General features: G+C 44.6%; 21 protein-coding genes. 3 read left to right on the top strand and 18 right to left on the bottom strand.

Translation table 11 applies throughout. The features are described 5' to 3' along the window. Positions 1–14: 14 nt before the first annotated feature. The 11 genes from DWZ38_RS11380 to DWZ38_RS11330 all read right to left on the bottom strand — a co-directional run bounded on the left by DWZ38_RS11380 (position 15) and on the right by DWZ38_RS11330 (position 13,087). Positions 15–443: an NfeD family protein gene (locus DWZ38_RS11380; RefSeq protein ID WP_021926110.1), complete on the bottom strand. Its 429-nt coding sequence runs from the start codon at positions 441–443 to the stop codon at positions 15–17. Between the two features lie 14 nt (positions 444–457). Further along, on the bottom strand, positions 458–1,240 hold the full coding sequence (locus tag DWZ38_RS11375; protein WP_117852801.1) for an RNA methyltransferase: 783 nt from the start codon (positions 1,238–1,240) through the stop codon (positions 458–460). A gap of 95 nt (positions 1,241–1,335) precedes the next feature. Then, on the bottom strand, positions 1,336–1,992 hold the full coding sequence (locus tag DWZ38_RS11370; RefSeq protein ID WP_117852799.1) for a TrkA family potassium uptake protein: 657 nt from the start codon (positions 1,990–1,992) through the stop codon (positions 1,336–1,338). Positions 1,993–2,047: 55 nt separating this feature from the next. Continuing rightward, positions 2,048–3,340 (bottom strand): potassium transporter TrkG, encoded by a 1,293-nt coding sequence (locus DWZ38_RS11365; protein WP_243000238.1) that lies wholly within the window; start codon positions 3,338–3,340, stop codon positions 2,048–2,050. 111 nt (positions 3,341–3,451) lie between these two features. Beyond that, on the bottom strand, positions 3,452–4,441 hold the full coding sequence (pfkA, locus tag DWZ38_RS11360) for a 6-phosphofructokinase (RefSeq protein ID WP_117853022.1): 990 nt from the start codon (positions 4,439–4,441) through the stop codon (positions 3,452–3,454). A 105-nt stretch (positions 4,442–4,546) separates the two neighbouring features. Then, positions 4,547–8,029 (bottom strand): DNA polymerase III subunit alpha, encoded by a 3,483-nt coding sequence (locus DWZ38_RS11355; RefSeq protein ID WP_117852793.1) that lies wholly within the window; start codon positions 8,027–8,029, stop codon positions 4,547–4,549. A gap of 103 nt (positions 8,030–8,132) precedes the next feature. Next, positions 8,133–8,978, bottom strand: coding sequence for a S1-like domain-containing RNA-binding protein (locus DWZ38_RS11350; RefSeq protein WP_117852791.1), 846 nt, complete (start codon positions 8,976–8,978; stop codon positions 8,133–8,135). A gap of 206 nt (positions 8,979–9,184) precedes the next feature. Further along, positions 9,185–9,928, bottom strand: coding sequence for an amino acid ABC transporter ATP-binding protein (locus DWZ38_RS11345; RefSeq protein WP_117853020.1), 744 nt, complete (start codon positions 9,926–9,928; stop codon positions 9,185–9,187). After that, entirely contained in the window at positions 9,928–10,719 is a 792-nt protein-coding gene (locus tag DWZ38_RS11340) for an amino acid ABC transporter permease (protein ID WP_117852789.1), read from the bottom strand. The genes DWZ38_RS11345 and DWZ38_RS11340 overlap by 1 nt, the downstream gene beginning before the upstream one ends. Positions 10,720–10,742: 23 nt before the next feature. Further along, positions 10,743–11,600: a transporter substrate-binding domain-containing protein gene (locus DWZ38_RS11335; RefSeq protein WP_117852787.1), complete on the bottom strand. Its 858-nt coding sequence runs from the start codon at positions 11,598–11,600 to the stop codon at positions 10,743–10,745. 134 nt (positions 11,601–11,734) lie between these two features. After that, on the bottom strand, positions 11,735–13,087 hold the full coding sequence (locus DWZ38_RS11330; RefSeq protein WP_117852785.1) for a glycerate kinase: 1,353 nt from the start codon (positions 13,085–13,087) through the stop codon (positions 11,735–11,737). Between the two features lie 298 nt (positions 13,088–13,385). On the opposite strand from DWZ38_RS11330, the gene DWZ38_RS11325 reads away from it, so the two are divergent. Further along, positions 13,386–14,405, top strand: coding sequence for an SPFH domain-containing protein (locus DWZ38_RS11325; RefSeq protein ID WP_117852782.1), 1,020 nt, complete (start codon positions 13,386–13,388; stop codon positions 14,403–14,405). Beyond that, positions 14,405–14,611 (top strand): PTS ascorbate transporter subunit IIC, encoded by a 207-nt coding sequence (locus DWZ38_RS11320; RefSeq protein WP_026649632.1) that lies wholly within the window; start codon positions 14,405–14,407, stop codon positions 14,609–14,611. Before DWZ38_RS11325 ends, DWZ38_RS11320 begins: the two co-directional genes overlap by 1 nt. A 57-nt stretch (positions 14,612–14,668) precedes the next feature. On the opposite strand, the gene DWZ38_RS11315 is transcribed toward DWZ38_RS11320, so the two are convergent. The 5 genes from DWZ38_RS11315 to DWZ38_RS11295 all read right to left on the bottom strand — a co-directional run bounded on the left by DWZ38_RS11315 (position 14,669) and on the right by DWZ38_RS11295 (position 21,770). Further along, the gene (locus DWZ38_RS11315) at positions 14,669–15,499 is read right to left on the bottom strand and encodes an alpha/beta hydrolase (RefSeq protein ID WP_021926097.1); all 831 of its coding nucleotides are present in this window, start codon (positions 15,497–15,499) and stop codon (positions 14,669–14,671) included. A 158-nt stretch (positions 15,500–15,657) separates the two neighbouring features. After that, entirely contained in the window at positions 15,658–17,670 is a 2,013-nt protein-coding gene (locus DWZ38_RS11310; RefSeq protein WP_117852779.1) for a beta-galactosidase, read from the bottom strand. A gap of 189 nt (positions 17,671–17,859) precedes the next feature. Next, positions 17,860–19,845: an extracellular solute-binding protein gene (locus tag DWZ38_RS11305; protein ID WP_178105318.1), complete on the bottom strand. Its 1,986-nt coding sequence runs from the start codon at positions 19,843–19,845 to the stop codon at positions 17,860–17,862. 37 nt (positions 19,846–19,882) lie between these two features. Then, positions 19,883–20,812: a carbohydrate ABC transporter permease gene (locus DWZ38_RS11300; RefSeq protein WP_021926094.1), complete on the bottom strand. Its 930-nt coding sequence runs from the start codon at positions 20,810–20,812 to the stop codon at positions 19,883–19,885. A 16-nt stretch (positions 20,813–20,828) separates the two neighbouring features. Beyond that, positions 20,829–21,770 carry an ABC transporter permease subunit gene (locus DWZ38_RS11295; RefSeq protein WP_117852777.1) on the bottom strand — a complete coding sequence of 314 codons (942 nt, stop codon included), beginning with the start codon at positions 21,768–21,770 and terminating at the stop codon, positions 20,829–20,831. Positions 21,771–22,110: 340 nt separating this feature from the next. Between DWZ38_RS11295 and DWZ38_RS11290 the strand changes: the two genes are divergently transcribed. Beyond that, complete coding sequence (locus DWZ38_RS11290) at positions 22,111–22,749, top strand: DUF624 domain-containing protein (protein ID WP_117852774.1); 639 nt, start codon at positions 22,111–22,113, stop codon at positions 22,747–22,749. 78 nt (positions 22,750–22,827) lie between these two features. Here DWZ38_RS11290 and DWZ38_RS11285 read toward each other — a convergent pair whose 3' ends face one another. Further along, positions 22,828–23,529: an L-ribulose-5-phosphate 4-epimerase gene (locus DWZ38_RS11285; protein WP_021926091.1), complete on the bottom strand. Its 702-nt coding sequence runs from the start codon at positions 23,527–23,529 to the stop codon at positions 22,828–22,830. A 196-nt stretch (positions 23,530–23,725) separates the two neighbouring features. Next, positions 23,726–24,436 (bottom strand): acyl-ACP thioesterase domain-containing protein, encoded by a 711-nt coding sequence (locus tag DWZ38_RS11280; RefSeq protein WP_117852772.1) that lies wholly within the window; start codon positions 24,434–24,436, stop codon positions 23,726–23,728. Positions 24,437–24,523 lie beyond the last annotated feature (87 nt).

Genomic DNA, 24,523 nt, shown 5'->3' with positions numbered 1-24,523 from the left:
TCCGCCTCCTGTTTTTATTTAGGCTCCACGATCAATCTGACGCCATGAACCGCCTTGATCGTTACTACAGTGTCAACCGGAATTGTTTTGGTATCATCGGATGTCCGGGCCATCCATTCAATATCATTAATGCGAACCTGTCCGGTCTGTGCCAGATTGTCGATTTTTTGAATCACAACAGCTGTTTTGCCCAGAAGACTATCCACATTTGTTTTCTCTGTGTTCTTATTCATAAGCTTCATGGCTACCGGTCTTGTGAAAATCAGAAGCACAAGAGAAACACCAAAAAACAGAAGAAGCTGAGGCACAATTCCAACTCCAATACCAGATGCAATGGCAGCTGCCAATGCGCCGCCGGCAAACCAGATGGTAGTAAGCGCCGTAGTAAGCCCTTCAATGACCAAAAGCACTGCCAGAATTCCCAGCCATATGATTGGTTCCATAAGACTCCCCCTTTTTATCGTCTCTGCCTTGCTGCTTCATACATCAGTATTCCTGCTGCCATAGCTGCATTAAGAGATTCCACTTTTCCACACATTGGAATACGGATAAGGCAATCCGCTGTTTCTGCCGCTTCTTCTGTCAGCCCGTTTCCTTCATTTCCAATCAGAAAAGCAGTGCCACCCTGATAATTTTCCTGATCATAGGAATTTTTCCCTTTCAGATGGGCAGCAAAGGTACGGATTCCTTTTTGCTTCAGTTCTGCTTTTAATGATACCACATCCTCCACATATAGAAAAGGCATTCTGTAAACAGATCCCATAGTGGAACGAATGACTTTTGGATTTGTGATATCCACACATGTCTTTGTGAGAAAAACTCCGGATACTCCGGCTCCTTCTCCGGTTCTGAAAATAGTCCCCGCATTTCCCGGATCCTGCAGATCCTCCAAGATCATAATAAGAGGAGAGTCTCCCCTTAGGATATCCTGTATTGTCCACACAGGCTTTCTCAGCACAGTAAGAATTCCCTGCGGGGTTTTGGTATCACACATCTGACGAAAAACATGATCTGCTACAATCTCTGCTTTTCCCTCAGGCAGCATGCTTATCTGCTCCATTAATGAACTATCCGAAGTCAGGGATTCCATTACATAGACTTTAGAAATCCAATCCCTGGGAGCCTCCCCGAACATTTTCCGTCCTTCTGCTACAAATAACCCCTGCTCTCTGCGGGCTTTTGCTTTCTGATTCAGCTGTATAATGTTTTTTACCTGTGTATTGCTCGCACTGGTTATCATAAATTATCCTCTGATGCTGGTACAATGAGCCTTAAATACCAAACCTATTGATTTATCTTAATTTTCATCATACCCGGTTGTTAGTTTTATTTAAATCATATGGTACGTTTCACCCGGTTCAGATCCTGATTTTTTCCGGCTGCAACCACAATGCAGCCTTCTTTCAGTTTCTCTGCGGGATCTATGTTTACATTCACTTCGTCGCCAAGCTTCACAGCCACTACATTGATTTTATATTTCTCCCGGATTTTCAGCTCCGCCAGACTTTTCCCTGCCCAATCCGCCGGTATACGGAATTCAGCCATACTGAACTCTGATGATAACTCAAAAATATCTTCAAAACCATTGGAGGTCAGATTTCGTGCTACTCGAAGTCCCATGGAACGCTCCGGATAAATCACCTGATCGGCCCCGATTTTTTCCAGAATACGTCCATGAAGCGTATTCATAGCCTTGGAAACAACACAGGGAACGCCTAAATCCTTAGCCTGCATTGTTGCAGTAATACTGGCTTCCATATTTTCTGCAACAGCAACAATTGCCACATCCACATTCTGTACTCCAAGAGACTTCAGTATATCTGGTTCACGCACATCTGCCCGTACCGCATAGGTAACAGTCTCCGCAATCTCCTGAATATTTTCATCCTTATCATCGATTGCCAGCACATCATAATCTGCATTCGCCAGTTCTCTGGCAAGTGTCATTCCAAACTGCCCTAATCCGATTACTGCAAAAGATTTTGCTTTCATGGTCTGCCCTCATGTTTTCATAGTATAAATGCTTTTTAATGATTTTATTTTCTGGTTATCCAATCATAATATTTTCTTCTGCCAGATGTACCTTCTCAGATTTCTTCTGTGCACGAGATACAACAGCTGCACCTAATGTCAGCGGACCGATTCTTCCAATGTACATGGTAAAAATCACAATCCACTTGGCTGGTGTATTCAATACAGAAGTCAAACCTCTGGAAAGTCCTACCGTTCCCACTGCTGATGTCAGTTCATAAAGTACATCAATAAACGGAGCATCAGGCATTACTGCAAAAAATGCCAACAGGGAAACAAACAAAACACTCACTGCCATTCCTGCGACCACAAGTGCTGAACGGACATAGCTGCTTCGAATTTTGCGACCACAGACCTCCACATCCTTCTTTCCGCGAAGGTTCGTTATAATGCTCAGCACCAGAACTGCAAGAGTTGTCGTCTTTATACCACCTGCTGTTCCCATCGGAGAACCTCCAATCAGCATAAGAAACAGACAAAGCATTGCAGTTCCATTGGTAAACGCAGCCTGATCAACTGTAAAAAATCCTGCGGTTCTGGTTGTTACAGCCTGGAACAGCGAAGCCATCAGTTTTTGTCCCAATGTGAGTTTTCCTATTGAAGCCGGATTGTCATATTCAAACAGAAAAATCAGGAAGGTTCCTCCCACCAATAAAATGCCGGTGGTCACAAGCACGATCTTGCTCTGTAAATGAAGTGTTCTGTAGAATCTGCCAAAGGAAAGCTTTTTCTGAAAAATCAGCTTAAAACGTTTTCCCAAATCCCACCACACTGTAAAACCAAGTCCTGAGGCAATGATCAAACTGATGGTAGTAAAGTTCAGCAACGGATTCGTCACATAATCAGCCAGGCTATTATCTCCCAAAAGATCAATTCCCGCATTGCAGAACGCAGAAACCGCAGTAAATATGGCCTGACCGGCACCCTTCACCAAACCAAATCTGGGAATAAAATAAATCCCATAGCTAATTGCTCCGATTCCTTCTGCTGCAAACACACACAGTACAACTTTTCGTACAACCTTCACAAGACCTGACATCTGCTCCAGATTATAGGATTCCTGGATCATTCGACGGTTTTTCATGCTAATTTTCTTATTTAAATAAATGAAAATCACACTTGCCAGCGCAATCAAACCAATTCCGCCAATCTGTATCAGCAGCAAGATTACCAGCTTGCCGATTAAGCTCCAGTGGGTAGCTGTGACTACAGTTACCAAACCGGTAACACATACGCATGTAGTTGCTGTAAACATGGCATCTGAAAATGATGTGGTTTGTCCCGGTGCTGTACACAATGGCAGCCACAAAATTAATCCGCCTACAAAAATTACCCCCGCAAAGCTGAGGGTAATTATTTGTGCTGTATTCAGTTTATGCAATTTATATTGCAGATTTTGAATAAACATAAAATTCCTTTATTATTTCTTATAGTTATGAGAAAGGGACTCACAAACTTCCCACATATATGGAGTTACGCTCTTCTCCATTGCAAGAGCTTCGTTAATATCAAAATCAACGAAATCGCCATGACGATAACCAACGACACGGCTCTTCTTGCCCTCAAGAAGAAGGTCTACTGCCATAGCACCCATCATAGATGCATATACACGGTCTTTACAGGTCGGGCTTCCACCACGCTGCATGTGACCAAGAATTGTCGCACGTGTCTCAATTCCTGTAGCAGCCTCGATACGCATTGCCATAGCCTGTGAATGGCCAATACCTTCTGCATTGATAATAATATGATGCTTCTTACCCATCTTACGGCTTTCAATAATGTTATTGATCAGCTTCTGCTCATCATAGTCATATTTCTCAGGAATAAGAACATCCTCAGCTCCGTTGGCAATACCGCACCACAGTGCAAGCCATCCGGCGCCACGTCCCATAACCTCGATGATACTGCATCTCTCATGAGAAGTAGATGTATCACGAACCTTATCAATTGCTTCCATAGCAGTGTTAACAGCGGTATCAAAACCAATAGTATACTCTGTACATGCAATATCAAGGTCGATGGTTCCTGGAATACCAATTGTATTGATTCCAAGATTTGCAAGCTTCTGAGCTCCGGCAAAGGAACCGTCTCCACCAATTACTACAAGTCCGTCAATACCATGCTTACGGCAGATTTCTGCACCACGCTGCTGTCCTTCCGGTGTACGGAATTCCGCACATCTTGCAGTGTAAAGAATTGTACCGCCGCGCTCGATTGTGTCAGATACATCTCTTGCTGACATATCGATGATTTCTTCACTTAAAAGGCCATTATAACCTTTCTGGATACCTTTTACTTTAAGTCCGTTGGAAAGTCCACGTCTTACAACTGCACGAATTGCAGCATTCATTCCAGGAGCGTCACCGCCGCTGGTAAGGACACCAATGGTCTTAATCTTGTTTTCTGCCATAATAATCTCCTCCATCTTATGAATCGTCGTGAGCTGTGTCTCCATTTTCATTGGAAACGCCCTCATTTTTCTATACACATATTCAGCATTAAGTTTATAGCATTTTCAAAGGTTTTTCAAGACTCTTTCAACAACTTTAACATTGTTATTTCCATATTTTTTACACATCTGGGCAAGCCAGTCATCCTGCACATTCACATGGTATGCTGCGGACAGTTTTTTCATCGCTTTTACGTCTTTTAAATAGACAATAACACTGTCCGTTCCCTGGGACTTTCGCAGATCCTCCAACAGTTCTTTTTCCTTCTGGCTGTAGTCTGCCTTGCTCTCAAACTGGATCCACAGTTCTTTTGGAATATCGGAAAAAGCGCGGACTTTTTCGAGAATCAGCTTGCTGGCTTTATCTTCCTCTGCTGATACACGCCCCTGAATAAAAACACGTGCATCCTCATTGATCATGTTCTGCCATTTCTCATAGTCTCTTGGAAAAACCATAACCTCTACAGTTCCAAGCAGATCTTCTACCGTAAGAAATGCCATGACTTTATTGGTCTTGGTGTACTTGATGTTTTTCTCCACGATCATGCCGCCGATGATAACCTTCTGGTTGTCTCTCACATGATTTTCATCTTCATCCTCGTCTGTCGGCTGGAAATCTATGGTTCTGGCGGAGATCATTTTCTCCATCATATTGCGGTAACGCTCCAGAGGATGACCGCTTAAGTAAATTCCAAGGACCTCTTTCTCGTAGGCAAGAATGGTTTCTTTATCGTACTCTTCCACATTTGGCATGCGGATCTCAAACTCTTTTTTGTCCTCTTCGCTTGCAATGTCAAACAGGCTGAGCTGGCCTGCCATGGACTGCTTTTTGTTACGGGAAATGTCATCTACGATCTGACCGAAAACAATCATTTTCTGATGACGGTTTCCTTCCAGGCAATCCAATGCTCCAGCCTTAATAAAGTTCTCAAGGGCACGTTTATTAACCGCCTCTATATTGCGCTCAATAAAATTTTTCAGAGAAAGATACTCTCCATGTTCCTTTCGTTCTGCAACAATGGCATCAATTACCGGGCGGCCTACACTTTTGATTGCGGAAAGAGCGTAACGGATAGAGCCGTCTGATACGGAAAATCCATATTCTCCACTGTTAATATCTGGTGGCAGAATCGGGATGCTCATCTGACGGCAAACCTGAATATATTCCGCAACCTTGGTTGGAACGTCAATAACAGAGGTCATCAGAGCTGCCATATATTCTACCGGATAATAATATTTCAGGAAAGCAGTCTGATAGGTTACATACGCATATGCCGCCGCATGAGATTTATTAAAAGCATACTGGGCGAAATCAATCATCTCATCATAGATTTTGTTAGCCACTTTTTCATCAATTCCGTTTTTAATGCAGCCGGGAACCCCCTCTTCTTCATTTCCGTAAACGAATGCCTGACGCTCTTTTTCCATGACATCCAGTTTTTTCTTGGACATGGCACGGCGCAAAAGATCGCTTCTCCCCAAGGTAAAGCCGCCAAGACTCTGCACGATCTGCATTACCTGTTCCTGATAAACGATACATCCATGGGTCGCCTTCAGAATCGGCTCCAATTGAGGACAATCATAATGGATTGTATCCGGTCGGTTCTTTCCTCTGATGTATTGAGGAATAAAATCCATAGGACCCGGGCGGTACAGGGAAATTCCAGCAATTACATCCTCCAGGCTATGAGGCTTTAGTTCCTTCATAAACCCTTTCATTCCCCCACTCTCCAGCTGGAACACACCATCTGTTCGTCCGGTTCCCAGAGAGTCCAGTACCTTCTGATCATTGTAATCTACTTTTTGCATATCCAGAGATATGCCGTAATTTTTCTTAACATTTTTTACTGCGTTGTTAATAACAGTCAGGGTACGAAGCCCCAAAAAGTCCATCTTCAGAAGACCAAGCTCTTCCAGAGTGGTCATTGTAAACTGGGTCACGATAGTTCCGTCCTGGGCACGGGAAAGAGGAACATACTCGGAAACATCCTTCTGGCTGATTACAACTCCTGCTGCATGCATGGAGGTGTGTCTTGGAAGTCCCTCAAGACGTTTTGCCATATCAATGAGATGATGAATATCCGGCTGCTCGTCGTATGCCTTTTTCATCTCCGGATTTACTTCCATAGCCTTGTTAATAGTGACTACTTTCACACCCGGAATCTTAGTTGGGACCATTTTGGCAATGGTATCTACCTGTGCATATGGCATATCAAGGACACGTCCCACATCACGGATAACTCCCCGGGCTGCCAGGGTACCGAAGGTAACAATCTGAACCACACAGTCTTTGCCGTATTTGCGCACAACGTAATCGATTACTTCCTGTCTTCGCTCAAATCCGAAATCCACATCAATATCAGGCATAGATACACGTTCCGGATTCAGGAAACGCTCAAACAGAAGGTCATATTTGATGGGATCCAGCAAAGTGATTCCCAATGTGTACGCTACAATACTCCCTGCAGCAGAGCCTCGTCCCGGTCCTACCTCGATCCCGTTCTGCCTTGCATAATGGATGAAATCCCATACAATCAGGAAATAATCTACGTATCCCATATTTTGAATGGTGGAAAGCTCGTACTCCAGACGTTCCCGAAGTTTTGGGGTAACCGGATTGTAAAGTCTATCCAGGCCTTCGAAACAGAGCTTGTTCAGGTATTCCCAGGAAGTATAACCATCTGGCACGTCAAAGCGCGGCAGCTTGGTAACACCAAATTCAATTTCCACATGGCATCGCTGTGCGATCTTATGAGTATTCTCCAGTGCTTCCAGTGCATATGGAAAAAGAGCTGCCATCTCTTCTTCTGATTTCACATAATATTGTCCGCCTTCATAACGCATACGGTCAGTGTCAGACAATTTCTTTCCTGTCTGCAGACAGAGAAGAATATCATGAGGATCTGCATCCTCTGCATAGGTATAGTGGATATCGTTGGTGGCAACCAGATCGATTCCTGTTTCCTGATGCATGCGAAGCAGCTGCTGGTTTACATTCTGCTGTTCCGGGATGCCGTGATCCTGAAGCTCCAGGAAAAAGTTCCCCTTACCAAAGATGTCCTGGTAACGAAGTGCGGCCTTCTTAGCATCCTCATAAAGACCTCTGTTAATAAAACGAGCTACTTCACCAGCGAGGCAGGCGCTTAATGCAATCAGTCCTTCATGGTATTCCTGAAGAAGCTCCAGGTCTACACGCGGCTTATAATAAAAGCCTTCTTTAAAGCTCTTTGACACAATTTTCATAAGATTCTGGTAGCCCTTGTTATTCTCTGCCAGAAGTACCAGATGATAATAGCGGTCGTCGCCGCTGCCAATTTCCCTGTCAAAGCGGGAGCCCGGAGCAACGTAAACCTCGCAGCCCAGAATCGGATTAATTCCTGCGGCACGGGCAGCACGGTAAAAATCGATGATTCCGTACATAACGCCATGATCAGTAATGGCGGCACTGTCCATCCCAAGCTCTTTCACACGGGCAACGTATTCTTTTATTTTGTTGGAACCGTCCAGCAGACTGTATTCTGTATGGACGTGAAGGTGCGTAAATGCCATTTGTTATCTCCTTTTGTTAAAAACAAAATAGGAAAAAATTGCATACCCCACTCCGCGATTTAACAGCCAGAATAAGGTATGCGATTTTTAATATTTTTCTCTTTTAGTATTCTTTCTTATAGATACGTCTGTCTCTGATTTCAATCTTTCCTTCTTTCAGAAGGTGACCAACTGCACGCTTAAATGCATTCTTACTCAGGCCAAACTCTCTCTTGATCACATCCGGTGAAGCCTTATCGTCAAACGGAAGAACACCTGCAAATTCTTCAATTACACTCAGCACACTCTCTGCATCTTCGTTAATCTGGAGATATGCTTTCTGACGATCGGTAACATTCATCTTGCCGTCTTCTTTTACTTCGGAAACGCGAAGGTCAAGGATTTCTCCCGGGCGGTATTTCCCATTGGCTTCTCTTGCCGGAATTAACGCAGAATATTTATCATCAACCGCTACAAATACCCCGAAGCGGTCACTGATCTCATATACACGCCCCTTTACAGAGTCTCCTACTACATACGGAGTTCTGGTGGAAAGATAGTGATATACCTTCATAGTGGCACAAAGCCTGCTGCTTTTGTCTACATAAAGTGCCACCAGACATTCCTGTCCCTCTCTTACACGGCTGGTCTGCTCGTGATAGGGAAGAAGAAGATCCTTCTCAAGCCCCCAGTCAAGGAATGCACCAATCCTGGTTACCTGAAGTACTTTCAAAACTGCAGTCTGTCCCACCTGCAAAAGAGGTTCCTTCGTAGTTGCAATAAGACGGTCTCTGGAATCTTTATAAATAAATACTTCCAGTGTATCGCCTTCTTTCGTTCCTTCCGGAATCTGTTTCCCGGGAAGAAGCACTCGCTCTTCCTGTCCCGCATTTTTATTCTCAGCCAGATAAACACCAAAATCTACGGTCTTCACTACAATAAGCTTCTGTTTTTTTCCTATTTCGATCATGAATTCTCCTTACTCAATATACTGAAATGCCTTTGCCAGGCAGTCTTTTAGTCTTTTTTCAGTATAGCACACATTTGCCTTCACTGTGAACACCAACTTATTGAAGTCAATATAAAAAATGCAGAAAATCGACTGGCGCATCTCTTCCCTTGCGCTCTGCTTCTGTGATTCGCTGCATTTTCTATAAAATAACCGTACATGTAAATCTAAGCATTTCTAAATCGGCTTAGGAATTCCTTTGTCAACTGATCCTTCGGATTTTCAAAAAGCTCTTTTGGTGGGCGGTCTTCTACGATGATCCCGTTCGCCATAAAAATCACTCTTTTGGAAACGTCCCGGGCAAATGCCATTTCATGGGTTACAATGATCATGGTAAGTCCTTCGTGTGCCAGGTCTCGCATAACCTCCAGAACCTCACCTACCATCTGTGGATCCAGTGCAGATGTGGGCTCATCAAAGAGCAGGATTTCCGGTTCCATAGCAAGTGCTCTTGCAATTGCCACACGCTGCTTCTGACCGCCGGAAAGCTGTTTCGGCTTAGCATTAATATATGGTGCCATTCCAACCTTTTCCAAATAATACAGTGCTTTTTTCTCAGCCTCTTCTTTACTTTTTTTCAGGACCTTTTCCTGACCGATGGTACAGTTTTTCAAGGCAGTCATATTGTTAAACAGGTTAAAGTTCTGGAAAACCATTCCTACCTTGGAACGATACTCAGGGACATTTACATTTTTACTGGTAATGTCTGTTCCATGATAGTTTATCTCACCGCCGGAGGGTGTTTCCAACATATTCAGGCAGCGAAGCAAAGTGGATTTACCGGAACCGGAGGGTCCGATAATACAGGTTACATCACCAGCGCTTACAGAGAAGTCGATGTCGCGCAGAACCTGATTACTTCCAAAGGCTTTTCCCAGATGCTTTACTTCAAGAATTTTTTCACTCATGATCATTTCTCCTCCTTCTTTTTCGGATAAGAATACAGACCACTTGTGTGCGTCAGTGTATCCGTTGTCGCCAAATCATAGTTCTGCGGTCCTTCCATTTTATGTTCCAGGAGACGAAGCAGTCTGGAGCAGGCAAATGTGAGAATGAAGTACATTACCATAGCAATGGTGAATGCCTCAAAGTAGGTGTAGTAAGCGCCTGCCACGCCTTTTGTGGTGTAGAAAAGCTCTACGATTCCGATGATGGAAAGTACACAGGTATCTTTGATGTTAATGATCAGGTTGTTGCCGATCTGAGGCATAATATTTCGCAGAGCCTGTGGAAGGATTACGTTTATCATGGTCTGCACATGGGTCATTCCAATGGCCTTAGCAGCCTCGGTCTGGCCTTCGTCAACGGAAAGAATTCCGCCGCGGACAGTTTCTGCCATGTAGGCTCCGGTGTTGATGGACACTACGAAAAATGCGGCAAACCACATGGACATGTTAATGTTAAACAGGTAGGCACTTCCATAGTAAATGAACATGGCCTGAACCATCATAGGGGTTCCGCGGAAAAATTCCACGTAGCAGGCCATGATAAATTTCAGGATTCCTACCAGGATTTTCTTGGCCTTTGAATCTCTTTGATCTACCGGGATTGTCTGGATAATTCCAACTATAAAGCCAATGAGGCACCCTAAAAAGGTGCCTACAATTGCTATGATCATTGTATTTCCGGCGCCTGACAAAAAAGAGGTGCCGTATTGCTGGAGCAGATACTGAATCCGTCCCCAGAAGGTTTCAGGAAGCATCGTTTTTTCTCCTCCTTGCTACATTATTCGGATAATGGCTGTACGGAAATTGCCTCGTCCATCATCTTGGTGTAATCGTCCTCTGTCATTTTGTCCAGAACACTGTTCAGTGCATCCAGAAGTTCGGTGTTGCCTTTCTGTACGGAAATACCAATGTTGATATCTTCGTCAGATACATCGAAGGCTCCGTCTGTGCCGGAGAAATCAAGGAGTTTGAAATCCGGGTAAGCTACGCATGCAGCCATTCCGGTTGGCATATCGGTTACAACGGCATCGCATTTGCCAGACTCCAAAGCAACCAGCATAGCCGGTGCACTTTCCTGTGCAGGCAGGATGTTTGCATCTTCAATCTGCGGCAGGCAGGAATCATACCAGATGGTGTTCTGCTGGGAAGTACAGGTTACGCCTTTTAAGTCTGCTACGCTTGCTGCATCAGCGTAATCTCCATCACTTTTTACCAGTGTGATAATGGAGGCGTAGTAATATGGCTCTGTGAAATCTACCATCTGCTGACGCTCAGATGTAATTGACTGTCCTGCAATAACACAGTCAACTTTTCCGGACTGTACAGCAGGTACCAGAGAATCCCAGTCCAGCTTTACGATTTCCAGGTCATAGCCCAGCTCGTCGCAGATATGTTTTGCCATCATGACGTCATAGCCATATGCGTAGTCAGAGCTTCCTGAAATGGGAACTGCTCCGTTGGAATCATCTGGCTGAGTCCAGTTGTATGGAGCATAACTGCACTCCATAGCTACTTTTAATGTTTTCTTTTCTTCTGCCTGTACCATTGTAAGTCCAAGTCCCTGCATTGCAGTTACTGTAACCGCAGCTGCCATAAGACCACTTGTCATTTTTCTCCATAAATAGTTCTTCTTCATGTTTGTTTCCTCCTCTTAATAGCCTTTTATTAATCATATAACATGAGGTTTTTCGCCCCTTTTTCTTGTTTCAGGGTAAAAAAAATGCAATGGCGGCGTTATCTTGCTAACGCGCCATTGCGTTGTAGTTCATATTACTCTTGTTTGTGGGAGAAGTCAAGAGGGGAAACGGAATACATTTTAAATTCTTTTCCATAAATAAAAGACATTTTCAGCAAACGAAAGGTCTGCTCCACGGCAGCTGTCATGTTCCTTATTGCAGTGGCAGGGGACATGGCGGCTTCCAATGTGGTTACCTGACGCAGTATGGGAAAAAAGGCGTCTATTCCGGCTTGGTTGCATGCAGCGGCATCCTCAGTGACTGCGCCAGAGAAGGCGATGACGGGCTTGCCGTACTTTTTGGCAAGTCGGGCAATGCCGATAGGAGCTTTGCCCATTACAGTCTGGCCGTCAAGGCGCCCTTCACCTGTAATTACAATGTCAGCAGCTTTTATTGCTGATTCGATTCCGATTTCTTCCAGAACAATGTTGATTCCGGGTTCAAGCTTTCCATGAAGAAATGCACGGAATGCAAAACCAAGACCTCCCGCCGCACCGCAACCTGGATAATCTGAGTTGTAATTTTTACCAATATCAGCGAGCTTCCAGCCTGCGTCCACAGATAAATTTTTACCTTTAACGCGTACCTTTACTTTCATTAAATCAGGATTATCTTGCAGTTCTTTCTCAGCTACATTTTCTTTTCGTTCTGGCTCCAACTCATCATTACCAGCGTTCTGAAAATATTCTGCTGTTATTTCCGCATATTTCTCCATCCACTGATCCATCTGCTCTGCCATTTCCGGGGTTGCACCCTTTTGCGGGCCGAAAATATGGCTGCAGCCGTTTTCGCCGCATAAGGGATTATCTACGTCACAGGCAATTCGAAAATCACAGTCTTTCAGTTCTGGCAGCATATGCTCGCAGTTGATTGCCGCCAGATTTTCCACACCTCGAGCTCCAAACGGTACCTGTTTTCCACCTTCATCCAGAAATTCTGCACCTAATGCCTGAAGCATGCCGACTCCGCCATCGTTGGTTGCACTTCCGCCAATTCCGATAATAAAATGACGGCAGCCTTTTCCTATTGCGTCTTTTATCACTTCACCAACACCGTAGGTTGTAGTGTTCAGCGGATTGCGAAGCTCCGGTTGAACCAGAGTAATCCCAGCTGCTCCTGCCATTTCTATAATTGCAGTTTTCTCTTCCACAATCCCATACTCACAAATCACAGGCTTCCCCAGCGGTCCTGTCACCTTTACTTTTTCCAGTCTGCCTCCAAGCCCTTTCGCCAAAGCCTGTACCGTTCCCTCGCCGCCATCTGCTAACGGATACACGATCGTTTCCGCATCTGTAAACACTCTCCGAATCCCTTTCTCTGCTGCCTCTCCCGCCTCTATAGAATCCATACTTCCTTTAAATGAATCAATTGCAATCACTGCTTTCATAAACTGTCATCCCCTTTTTCAGTCCTATCCACTCGTATATGGTGGAGCCTGCGTTTATATTAACATATCTTCTTCTGTACATCCTCAAATTTATTATATTTTTCCTGATATCACAAATCTCTGTATTCCCAAATTTAACCAAATAACTGCTTCCAAAACATTTATAGTTGACATTATGATATCTAAATGATATCATATCAATATCCAAAGGCAATATAAGACAGCTATTCCGTATCATAGCTGTCACATACATTCAGGGATATCTGTTATAATCGTTATCCCGGTCAGGAGGCTTATTATGCAGGAAAAAGTTTTGGATAACAAGAAAAATGGTATGGGTATGATGGTATTGTTTATTCTGCTTTACGTAGCAGCTGCTGCCTTTACTACAATCGGTGCCATGTTTTACTGGATTCCATTGGTGGTCATTGGAATTATTTGGCTATCCCTGGGATGGATTCCCTTTTGCGGATTAAAAGTGCTGAAGCCACAGGAAGCTCTGGTACTTACTTTGTTTGGTAAGTATGTGGGAACTCTGAAGAACGATGGTTTCTACTGGGTAAATCCGTTCTGTACAGCAGTGAACCCGGCAGCGAAGACCAAGCTGAATCAAAGTGGAGATGTAGACGGAGGAAACACTGCCAAGTCAGTTCTGACTCTCGCAGCAGCAGGAACCACTGCTTCTGCAAGCAGCTCTTACGTAAACAAGAAGATTTCCCTGAAAATTATGACTCTTAACAATAACCGTCAGAAAATCAACGATTGTCTGGGTAACCCGGTGGAGATTGGAATTGCAGTTATGTGGCGTGTAACTGACACAGCAAAAGCAGTTTTCAATGTTGACAACTACAAGGAATACCTTTCTCTGCAGTGCGACAGCGCACTTCGTAATATTGTAAGAATTTATCCTTATGATGTGGCTCCTAATGTAGATACTACCGGCGACGGAGTTGCGGACGAAGGAAGCCTTCGCGGTTCCAGTGAGATCGTAGCCGGACGTATTCGTGACGAGATTCAGCAGAAGGTTGCAGAAGCAGGTCTTGAGATCATCGAGGCACGTATTACATATCTGGCTTATGCACCTGAGATTGCTGCAGTTATGCTGCAAAGACAGCAGGCATCTGCTATTATTGATGCCAGAAAGATGATCGTAGACGGTGCTGTTGGTATGGTAGAAATGGCGTTAGAACGGTTGAATGAGAATAACGTGGTGGAGCTTGACGAGGAGCGGAAGGCTGCCATGGTTTCCAACCTTCTGGTAGTGCTGTGCGGCAATCATGATGCGCAGCCGATTGTGAATTCGGGAAGTCTTTATTAATGGCTGATACCAGACCGAAGAAACAGATTCCCCTCAGGCTGTCTGCCAAGCTGTATGACCAGATTGCAGCCTGGGCTGAGGATGATTTCCGCTCCGTAAACGGTCAGATTGAATATCTGCTTACCGAATGTGTCCGGCAGCGCAAAAAGAACGGAAAATATGTTTCCGATACAATGGATGAACCGCCGGAACTGGATATTGAATGAATTTCATATTTTTCAGAACAGGGAGTGCCCAAAACTGCACTCCCCTTTTTCTTATCCTTACTTATTTTCAAACATATGCTTCATCCAATCCCCAGCCAGCTGGATCCAGCTTTCGCATTCGGGCTGGATACCGTAGCCGTTGGGGCAGGCGGTTTCTGCAGTGGCAAGGCCAAGGCCGTGACCGCCTACTGGATAAATATGCAGCTCTGCCGGAATATCCAGTGCATGAAGTGCCTGGAAAAACAGCAGGGAATTCTCTACCGGAACGGTGTCATCCGGAGCGGTATGCCACAGGAAAGTCGGCGGTGTATCCTTGCTGACACTATATTCCAGCGATAAAAATCTGCGCTTCTCTTCATCTACATAGTCCTCGCCAAGAACTTTTTCAAAAGATCCCTGATGAGCCTTTTCCCCGGAAGTGATAACCGGATAGCTAAGCATCAGTCCATTAGGACGGAATTTCCCGGCATCCATTCCCAGAGCCTCCGCTACAAATGGCTTGTTCCAGAACACTCCAAGACTTGCTGCCAAGTGTCCTCCTGCGGAAGATCCCTGAACTACGATCTTGCCTGTATCAATATGCCACTTTTCTGCATTTTCACGAAGCATTGCAACTGCTGTGGCAAGCTGCAGAAGTGCTTCCGGGAACCGTGCCGGAGCTACGCTGTAGCGCAGAATTGCCGCATGATAGCCCATAGCCATAAACTTAACAGCCAGCGCCTCCGCCTCACGATCTGAAGTCATCTCATATCCGCCTCCCGGACAAATCAAAACAACCGGCCTCTTTCTCCCCAAATCAATCTCCGGTGAATTATCCAGGAAATAAGTGAACAAATTTGCCTTAAATTCTGAGTCCTTTAACTGGATTTCTATTTTTTCATGAATCATTGGTACAGCCTCCTATATATTGAATGATTTTTCAAACATAATTCTAACCCTATCTTAATACCAATTCATTAAAAATCAAGGGAAAATTGACACTCTGCGGAATGTTGCGACGACCTGCGGTGAATATACATTGCAAACGCACGTCCAGCAATCCACCGTCAATTTTCCAACAACATAACCCCTTTTGCCTCCAGCGTCACCACCGTTCCGCCTTCATACTGCTCCCCAGTAAGCAGATCTTTCCGCGCCTCATTCAGCACAAATACAGTCTCCTCATCATTATGGTTCAGCACAAACATCACGCCTTTTCCATCTTTAAACCTCTCCGTTGCCTCAACTCCCTCCGGAGCCTCCAGAACCGGAGAAATCCCTTTTTCTTCCATACGCTCCCGCATAAACATCCGGTAAAATTCCTGTGAAGACCGGGTTCCCACATAATACGCCTTTCCAGCCCCAAAGCTGTTTTCCGTAATCACAGGCGTGCCCGCGTAAAAATCTTCTTCATAAGAAGCCAGCTCTCTGGCCCCCTCCAAATGCATCAGATCACACAGCAAAGACGCCTCACAGGAAACACCGCCATACATAAAGTGATTTCTCTTATCCCGGGGAAGGGCATCGGACTCCTCCACCCAGATTCCCAGAATATCACGCAACTTTCCCGGATAGCCCCCTGTAATAACCAGGTCATGCTCATCCACAATGCCGCTGAAATAAGAAGTAATAAACGTGCCGCCCTTCTTCACAAACTGGCGGATCTTCTCATCCGTATTTCCCTTTGTCATATAAAGAAGAGGTGCGGTCACTACTTCATACTGCTCCAGATCGTCCTCCACGCCAATAATGTCCACTGCATAATTCTGTTCCTCCAGCGCCCTGTAATATAGAAAAACCTCGTCCAGATATTTCAGATCACGGCTCGGGCCGGCAGAGTACTCAATTGCCCACCAGTTGTCCCAGTCAACCAGAATCGCTGCCTTTGCCCGGCTTCTGGCACCCAGAGTCTTATCCCCAAGCTGCTGCAGTTCCTTTCCAAGCTGGGAAATTTCACGGAAAACTCTGGTATTCTCTGTCCCAACATGGTCAATCACTGCACCATGATACTTTTCACATGCACCAATGGAACGTCTCATCTGGAAAAACAGCACCGCATCTGCCCCATGCGCCATTGCCTGATAGCTCCACAGACGCATAACTCCAGGACGCTTCAGTGCATTATACGCCAGCCAGTTGGTCACACTTGGCGTCTGTTCCATCAGCACAAAAGGCTGTCCCCCTTTGATTCCCCGCATCAGGTCATGATTCATGGCAATTCTGGAGTAAGGATCTTCATTTGCCGGATAATTGTCCCATGAGATAAAATCCATGGATTTTGCCCACATCTGATAATCCAGCGGCTTATAAAATCCCATGAGATTAGTTGTAATTTTGGCATCCGGAACCACAGAACGGATTGCCGCAGCCTCTGCCTGGTAACATTTCAGCATCCCTTCTGAATTGAAACGGCGGTAGTCCAGGGAAATCCCCTGAAAAGTAGTGCGGTCTGGCTCAAAATGTTCACTCAGCATATTTGGCAGCACAATTTCGTCCCAGTCATAGAAGGTATGTCCCCAAAAGCTGGTATCCCAAGCTTTATTTACTTCCTCAATGGTGCCGTATTTTTCCTTCAGCCAGACCCGGAACTGCTTTTCGCAGTTTTCACAGTAGCACTCTCCGCCATACTCATTGCAGATGTGCCAGCCAATCACGCACTCCCGTTCTCCATACCGCTCTGCCAGCTTTTTCGCCAGAAGAACAGAATACTTCTGATAGGTTGGACTGTTCTGGCAGGAATTGTGGCGGCTTCCAAATTTTCGCTTCATGCCGCTAAACTCGGTGCGCAAAATATCTGGGTGGCGTTTCGCCATCCACGCCGGATGAGCCGCTGTAGAGGTGGCAAGGAAAACCTTCAGCCCATTTGCCTCCACCAGATCCATGATCTTATCCAGTTTTTCAAAATTATAAGTATCCTCACTTGGCTGCAAAGCTGCCCAGGAAAATACATTCAAGGTTACCTCATCAATTCCCGCCAGCTTAAAAAGCCGCATATCCTCTTCCCAGATTTCCTCCGGCCACTGCTCCGGGTTGTAATCTCCGCCATATAAAACTTTATTGATTCTGCTGTCCTGAAACATTTTTTCTCCTTTTCAAATATGCCGCATTTAGTTTACATAATTCTAGTTTTCCAAATTTAAATAATCTCCATTATAAACAAAAGCAGGAGAACCCCTTTACGGATCCCCCTGCCCTCGTTTATAAATCCGGCATTTATTTCATTCTGATTTCAACTACTGCCTTGCACTGCAAATCTGCTCCAATTATCTTTATTCTTCCGGAGCCTCAGTAACCTCAGCCTCAGCTGTATCTGCACTATCTGCTGCTGTATCGATCCCTGCAGATGTATCAGCTTCCGCACTGTCATCTGCACTTCCGTCTGCAGTCTCTTCAGCAGCTGCATCAGTTCCGTGCTCTTCCTCATACTGTTTTACAGTAGCTACGCGGGCATCGTTCTGAGCCTTTGCGCACTCCATGTCATAATCCAGTACAGTCTGATAATCCAGGCCTTCCAAAGTATCCTGCATTTCTGCAAGAAGAGAATTAAACTCATCTTCATTGGACGCAAATACCATCTTCCAGGAATAATCTACGATAGAAGCCTTACACTGACCGCGAAGCGTACTAATCTGAGAGTCTTCCTCAGGTACTGCATATCCGCTTCCAGGTGCCACCAAAATCTGGTCATGGCTTGTAAGGTAATCCATTGTTGTCTCTGCTCCCGTCTGAGTTTTCCAGTCAGCGTAGAGAGTATTGTCCTGATTTTCAAGAACAGAACTCCAGGTTGTATAATCATAACAGATTCCAGTTTCCGGATTCACATCAAGCTGGTTTACTGCTTTGTAATTCAATGCGGAAACACCATCTTTCCATGTACCACCGCCCCATTCGTCCGGAACATTTACAGTCTCACCATAAAGAGCCTGTTTACCAAAATCTGTAATAACCGGCTCACCATCTTTCATTTCCCAGGTAAGGCCTTCTGGCCCACAAGTACTTGCTGTCTGTGCACAGGATTCCATGATTCCCTCCGGAGAATACAGCCAGTCAATAAAATCTGCCAGTCTCTGCGGATCCTCTGCTTTACTTCCAATCATAATTCCAGCATTTCCACCGTTTCCGTTGACCTGACATCCATAAGAGAAAATACATTCATCTGCGATTGGAGCAAGCATGAAGCCTTTTCCCTCAGCTTTATTGGCATCTGTATTGTACGCAGACTGACCGAGCCATGGATATGGGGAAAACAAGATCTGTCCGTCCTGATATTTTGCAAACAGAGTGCCATAATTCTGAGTTGTAGATTCCGGATCTACAAGTCCCATCTGATTTGCCTCAAACAGGAATTTCAGAGACCTTACATATGCAGAATCACTGTCAATAAAGCTCTGATAATCAGAACCGTCTGCTTTTGCAAGCACGAAACCGATCTCATCATATCCATAAAGGCTTGCTTCCGGCTTTGCATTTGACATCAGGTTTCCATCCCAGTCCTTGAACAGGGAAATGGCATAAGTCTGTTTTCCGCTGTCGCTTGTAGGTACTGCTTCCTGCATTTTCTGAAGTGCCGGAAGAAGATCCTCCAATGTGTTCAGTTCCGGATATCCGGCTGCCTTGTATGCATCCCATCTGAGATAAGCGCCATAGTTTGGCTCAAGACCTTCTGAAGAGGTTGTCGGGGAGTTACTGGAAGATTCAGAAGGAATTGCCCAGATTCCATCTTCTTCTACAAGCTGACTCGTTGTTTCAATTGCGCTGTCATATCTGTGAACGTTCTCAGCATCCTTCAGGTAATCTGTCATATCAATAACCAGACCAGCTGTTACCAGGTTCTGAAGACGTCCATTTCCGCATCCTGTAATAATCAGGTCACCAAGGTCTCCTGCCGCAGAACGTGTCTGGAAAAGAGTATCACCGCCGCCGGCTACGTTCTGTGCAATAATATTCAGTTCCATATTGAATTTGTCTTTTACGATTTTTGCAAACCAGCCAGACTGGATTCCCTGATAGTTTGCCATGCTGTCAAATACATCAACTGTAATAAAGTCCTTGTATTTGGAGTTTCCTTCGGTCTCGCCATCACTGCTGTCCGCACTTTCTGTGCTGTCGCCTGCTGTGCTTTCTACGGCAGTGCTTTCTGTGGAATCACTGTTGTCAGAACCGCAGCCTGCCAGAGTTCCGGCAATAAGTGCTGCACTAAGCATGCGCTGATTGCTTTTCTTTTCATGTTTTCCATCCTCCATTGATGTTTTCATTTTACTTGCTATGTATAAGTTTGTCACTTATTTTTTATCAACCTTTTACAGAACCGATCATAATACCTTTGACAAAGAATCTCTGGAATAATGGGTAAATAAACAGGATCGGAAGTACAACGATTACGGATACGGTCATACGGATTGAGGTCGGGGTCTGCTGAGTGGCAATGGCCGCCATATTCAGTGCACCGCCGGTACTGTTCTTAACCATTGTTGCAAGGGAACTTGCCTGGTTGATGTAGGTGTACAGAAGATACTGCAGAGAGTAAAGCTTCTGATCGGTAATGTAGATCAGGGTATCCTGGAAAGAGTTCCACTGTGCAACTGCCGCGAAAATAGCAACGGTTGCAAGGATCGGGGTACAAGCCGGAAGAATGATCTTGTAGAAAATCTTAAAGGTTCCGGCTCCGTCAATCTCAGCAGCCTCCTGTAAAGCCTTTGGAATGGATTCCACATAGGTTTTAACCAGAATAATGTTGTACGGCTGCACAATTGCCGGAAGAATGTAAACCCAGAAGGTGTTGTTCAAATGCAGGGTTTTCATGGTGATAAACATTGGAATCAGACCTGCGTTAAAATACATGGTGATTACAATTACACGATACCAGAAGCTTCTTCCCCACATTTTTTCCTGCGTAAACATGAACCCAAGGAACGCACTTGCCAGTACGGTAAGTCCGGTTCCCAGCACGGTTCTTGCCACGGAGATCAGCGCCGCAGTAGAAAGACCGGAAAGCTGAAGTACCTGCTTGTAATTTTCAAAATGGATTCCTTTTGGAATCAGGGTAATCAGACCGTTGGCACTTAAATCGTTGGCACTGATGGTGTTAATGATCAGATAATAAAACGGATACAGGCAGATCAGTGTCAAAAGGCCAAACAGCAGATAGTTAAATACGTTAAAAACCTTATCGGAAGCAGACAGAGGTTTTTTCTTTTCTTTAAATACAACTTTTTCTTTCATCTCTTTCTCCTTCCTTTTAGATAATGGATTCTCCACGGGTCTTCTTGGAAACAAAGTTTACAACGAACAGCAGTACCACACTTACCACACTCTTCAGCATACTGATCGCAGTTGCAAGGGAAAGGCTTGATCCGGTCATACCGATGTTATATACGTACAGGTCAAGCACCTGGATATGAGCCTTGTTGAAAGAGTTCTGGAATACGAAATACTGGTCCATACCATTGTTCAGGAAGTTTGCTACGGAAAGCATCAGCATTACGAAGTAGGTTGGAAGCAGCGCCGGGAATGTAATGTGAAGCATGAGCTGGAAGCGGTTTGCTCCATCCACTCTTGCAGCTTCGTACTGTTCCTGGTCAATTCCTGTGATAGATGCCAGATACATGATCGCGCCCCAGCCAAGGCCTTTCCATGTATTCCACAGAAGCATTGTCAGCCATGTGTGGGAATCACTGTCCAGGAATTTAATTGGTTCGGAAATCCAGCCAAGGTTCTGCAGTAAGGTGTTTACCATACCAGTGTTGGAAAACAGACAGAACGCAACGGAATATACCATAACCCAGCTGATGAAGTTCGGCAGGGTTGTCAGGGTCTGTACCATTGTTTTGAACCATTTGCACTTGATCTCATTTAATAAAATTGCGAAGAACAGCGGGAGCATAGAAGTTGCAATTCCCAGCAAGCTCATTGCAAAGGTGTTCTTCATAACCTGGATCATCTGAGCAACCTGTGTCTTATTTCCAAATAGCATCTTAAACCACTGCAGTCCTACAAACTCGCATTTGCTAAGTGGAAGCGGCGGTTTGTAATCGTAGAATGCATAAATCCAGCCATGCAATGGGAAATAAGAAAACAGAAATACTAAAATTACAAAAGGTATGATCATAAGAGTCAGTTTCTTGTTTTTCTTAGAACCTTTTGGTGTTGCGGTTTTTGCCGCGGATGTAGCTTTCGCCATCTGTTTTTTCCCTCCTTCTTTTTAAAGATCTGTTTACCGCAAGTTGCAGCCAGCTGCTGCTTCTGCGTTCACAGCTCTCTTTTAGCTGTTGTCATGGTAGCACTAATTTTTATTGGAAAATACGGTGAAAATTTGACATGGTTTATGGAAATTTTAGAATTAATTCATAGACAAATGAGAAATCACTATTGCTGTACCCAAGATATGATTTTTACTGTAGACCGTAAAATTCTTTCTATATAATATGAGGGAGTAAGAACTCTAAATGAAACAATGTCATTAAGTAACATTGCTGAACAGTTGAGCTATTTACATCTGAATACTCTGGAGGTAAAACATTATGAAATTCAATCCCGACAGTCCATTTTTTCAGTTTATGAATTCTCTGGCGGCATTTATCGGACTGAACGTGATCTTTCTGATTACATGTCTGCCGATTTTTACCATAGGCCCGGCTCTGACGGCACTTTATACGGTAACCTTGAAAGAAGCACGCAAAGAAGGCGGATACATTTTCTCCACCTACTTCAAAGCATTCAAAGAAAATTTCCGCCAGTCTGCTGCGGCGTTTCTGATTCAGCTGGTTCTGGCACTTGTGTTTCTTTTTAATGCACATTTCTGGGGCGAACAGAATACCGTACTGGGAAATGCACTTATGTTTGTAATGACTGCACTTCTGGTGGTTCTTGCACTGACTTTTATGTACTGCTATCCTTTGATGGCAAGATTTGATAACACCCTGACGCAGTCCATGAAAAACGCATTTTTCGTTGCCATAACCCATCCTAAATTTACATTGGGGCTTGCGGGAATTTTGGCGGTATATCTATTCTTCTGCTTTGGATTTTCTGATTTTGCAAAGGTATTTATGATTTTGCTGGGATTTTCTTTTCTGGCATACTGCAATTCTATGCTGCTGATGAAGGTTTTTCAGGATTACGAAGAAGAACCTGTAGAATGTATTTTGGAAAAAGAATGATTTTTCTATGAGAAACAGCCTTCCGGAAAGATGTCGGAAGGCTGTTGATGTTTTGTTGAAGCGTATTTGCAAACTATGTTAGATTTCCAAGGTTCCCTGTCCGTAATAAGCATTCTCGCCATGTTTTCTGTAATAATGCTTATCCTGAAGCTCCTGCGGTGCCGGTTTCACATCTGGATTTATCAGCTCGCAGCGGGAAGCCATCTTGGCAACCTCTTCCAGTACAACTGCGTTGTGAACAGCTTCATGAGCATCTTTTCCCCATGTGAAAGGTCCGTGGTTCTTGCAGAGAACTGCGGGAACAGCTTCATAGTCTCTCTTCTTGAAATAATCTGCGATCAGGATACCTGTATTTCTCTCATATGCTTCTGCAATCTCGCTTTTATCCAGATTACGGACACATGGAACTTCTCCGTAAATGTAATCTGCATGGGTAGTTCCATAGCAAGGAATTGCGCGTCCTGCCTGTGCCCAGCTTGTAGCCCAGGAAGAATGGGTATGTACGATTCCGCCGATTTTCGGGAATGCATTGTAAAGCACTACATGAGTAGGTGTATCAGAAGATGGATTATATTTTCCTTCTACTTTATTTCCCTCTAAATCCACCACTACCATATCCTCTGGTGTCAGCTTATCATAATCTACGCCACTTGGTTTTATTACAAAAAGACCCTTTTCACGATCGATTCCGCTTACATTTCCCCAGGTAAAAGTAACCAGACCATATTTCGGCAGATCCATATTTGCTTTGTAAACTTCTTCTTTTAATTTCTCCAGCATAGTTGTGTCCTCCTTTGCACGTATACTATTATCTATACTATATCACTTGTACAGACGTATTTCCACTTGTATTTTGTATATTTCCGGTACTGTTTCATTATTGGCTGTAAAATAGCCAGCGGTCTGTTCCTATTATGTTTCAGCCTGGCTGCAAAATTTTTCTCTGCCTGGCAATACAATTGGCAATATATAGAAATCAGGCTTCTGTAAATTCTACCACAGCGTAGGGTTCGCCGCCTTCTGTGGAAAGGGCGACGGTAACTTTCCCGGTTTCCTGCTTCACTGACGGGTAAAAAATATCTCCCAGCAGTGCCTGTTTCTTGTACTCCGCTCTCATCTGACGGATCACAAAGCCCTCCGGCAGATAATCTGCTGCCATGCGGATATACTGGCAGTTGTTTACATGATGATGGGTGTCCAGATGGTGCTTCTGAATAGCAAAGGGTTCTTCCGCAGTCATGTTCTCCGGCAATGCAATTTTGCGCGGAGCATAATCCATGTCCAGTTTCTCATCCAGCACATAGCCTCTGGTATCTTCATCTGTAAGGCGTGCCGGCAGCCCGGTCTGGGTGTCAATATTTGTCCAGATGCTGTTCGCCCAGGATAAACGCTCCCCATCTTCTGTTTCCAGGGTAAAGTTACGCATTCCCAGGAAGCCCTTGAAACCATATGGGGCTGTGGTGGCAATGATGGATTCACCCATCTTGGGATAGCGTTCCACTATGATCTGCCAGGAAGAAAGTACCCAGGCTCTCTGGCGATTCTCAAGAACCTCCATTCCCTGTCCAATGCTTTCAGACTGGAATGTGCAGCAATCCTGATAATAATCCTGAATCCCCGGCAGGGTCAGGCATCCGTTCTCTCCTATTTCACTGTATCTAACACGGCCTTTAAAGCTGTAGCTCATATGATGTCAATCTCCTTTTTTTGCGTAGCGTAAAATCGCTTCCGTGACGGGAACCGCGAACTCCGCTTCGCTCCGTTTGCGTAGCGT

The organism is Ruminococcus sp. AF31-8BH (assembly GCF_003460605.1).
GTDB classification, from domain to species: Bacteria; Bacillota; Clostridia; order Lachnospirales; family Lachnospiraceae; genus Blautia_A; species Blautia_A acetigignens.
Note: the sequence above shows the minus strand (reverse complement) of the source record. Positions and strands in the feature narration are given on the sequence as shown.

Coding starts and splice junctions, on each gene's coding strand:
- DWZ38_RS11295 (WP_117852777.1), bottom strand. CDS start 21,770: ATGGCGAAAGCTACATCCGCGGCAAAAACCGCAACACCAAAAGGTTCT.
- DWZ38_RS11335 (WP_117852787.1), bottom strand. CDS start 11,600: ATGAAGAAGAACTATTTATGGAGAAAAATGACAAGTGGTCTTATGGCA.
- DWZ38_RS11305 (WP_178105318.1), bottom strand. CDS start 19,845: ATGAAAACATCAATGGAGGATGGAAAACATGAAAAGAAAAGCAATCAG.
- DWZ38_RS11290 (WP_117852774.1), top strand. CDS start 22,111: ATGAAATTCAATCCCGACAGTCCATTTTTTCAGTTTATGAATTCTCTG.
- DWZ38_RS11370 (WP_117852799.1), bottom strand. CDS start 1,992: ATGAAAGCAAAATCTTTTGCAGTAATCGGATTAGGGCAGTTTGGAATG.
- pfkA (WP_117853022.1), bottom strand. CDS start 4,441: ATGGCAGAAAACAAGATTAAGACCATTGGTGTCCTTACCAGCGGCGGT.
- DWZ38_RS11310 (WP_117852779.1), bottom strand. CDS start 17,670: ATGTTTCAGGACAGCAGAATCAATAAAGTTTTATATGGCGGAGATTAC.
- DWZ38_RS11320 (WP_026649632.1), top strand. CDS start 14,405: ATGGCTGATACCAGACCGAAGAAACAGATTCCCCTCAGGCTGTCTGCC.
- DWZ38_RS11340 (WP_117852789.1), bottom strand. CDS start 10,719: ATGCTTCCTGAAACCTTCTGGGGACGGATTCAGTATCTGCTCCAGCAA.
- DWZ38_RS11285 (WP_021926091.1), bottom strand. CDS start 23,529: ATGCTGGAGAAATTAAAAGAAGAAGTTTACAAAGCAAATATGGATCTG.
- DWZ38_RS11300 (WP_021926094.1), bottom strand. CDS start 20,812: ATGAAAGAAAAAGTTGTATTTAAAGAAAAGAAAAAACCTCTGTCTGCT.
- DWZ38_RS11380 (WP_021926110.1), bottom strand. CDS start 443: ATGGAACCAATCATATGGCTGGGAATTCTGGCAGTGCTTTTGGTCATT.
- DWZ38_RS11280 (WP_117852772.1), bottom strand. CDS start 24,436: ATGAGCTACAGCTTTAAAGGCCGTGTTAGATACAGTGAAATAGGAGAG.
- DWZ38_RS11330 (WP_117852785.1), bottom strand. CDS start 13,087: ATGAAAGCAGTGATTGCAATTGATTCATTTAAAGGAAGTATGGATTCT.
- DWZ38_RS11355 (WP_117852793.1), bottom strand. CDS start 8,029: ATGGCATTTACGCACCTTCACGTCCATACAGAATACAGTCTGCTGGAC.
- DWZ38_RS11315 (WP_021926097.1), bottom strand. CDS start 15,499: ATGATTCATGAAAAAATAGAAATCCAGTTAAAGGACTCAGAATTTAAG.
- DWZ38_RS11375 (WP_117852801.1), bottom strand. CDS start 1,240: ATGATAACCAGTGCGAGCAATACACAGGTAAAAAACATTATACAGCTG.
- DWZ38_RS11325 (WP_117852782.1), top strand. CDS start 13,386: ATGCAGGAAAAAGTTTTGGATAACAAGAAAAATGGTATGGGTATGATG.
- DWZ38_RS11350 (WP_117852791.1), bottom strand. CDS start 8,978: ATGATCGAAATAGGAAAAAAACAGAAGCTTATTGTAGTGAAGACCGTA.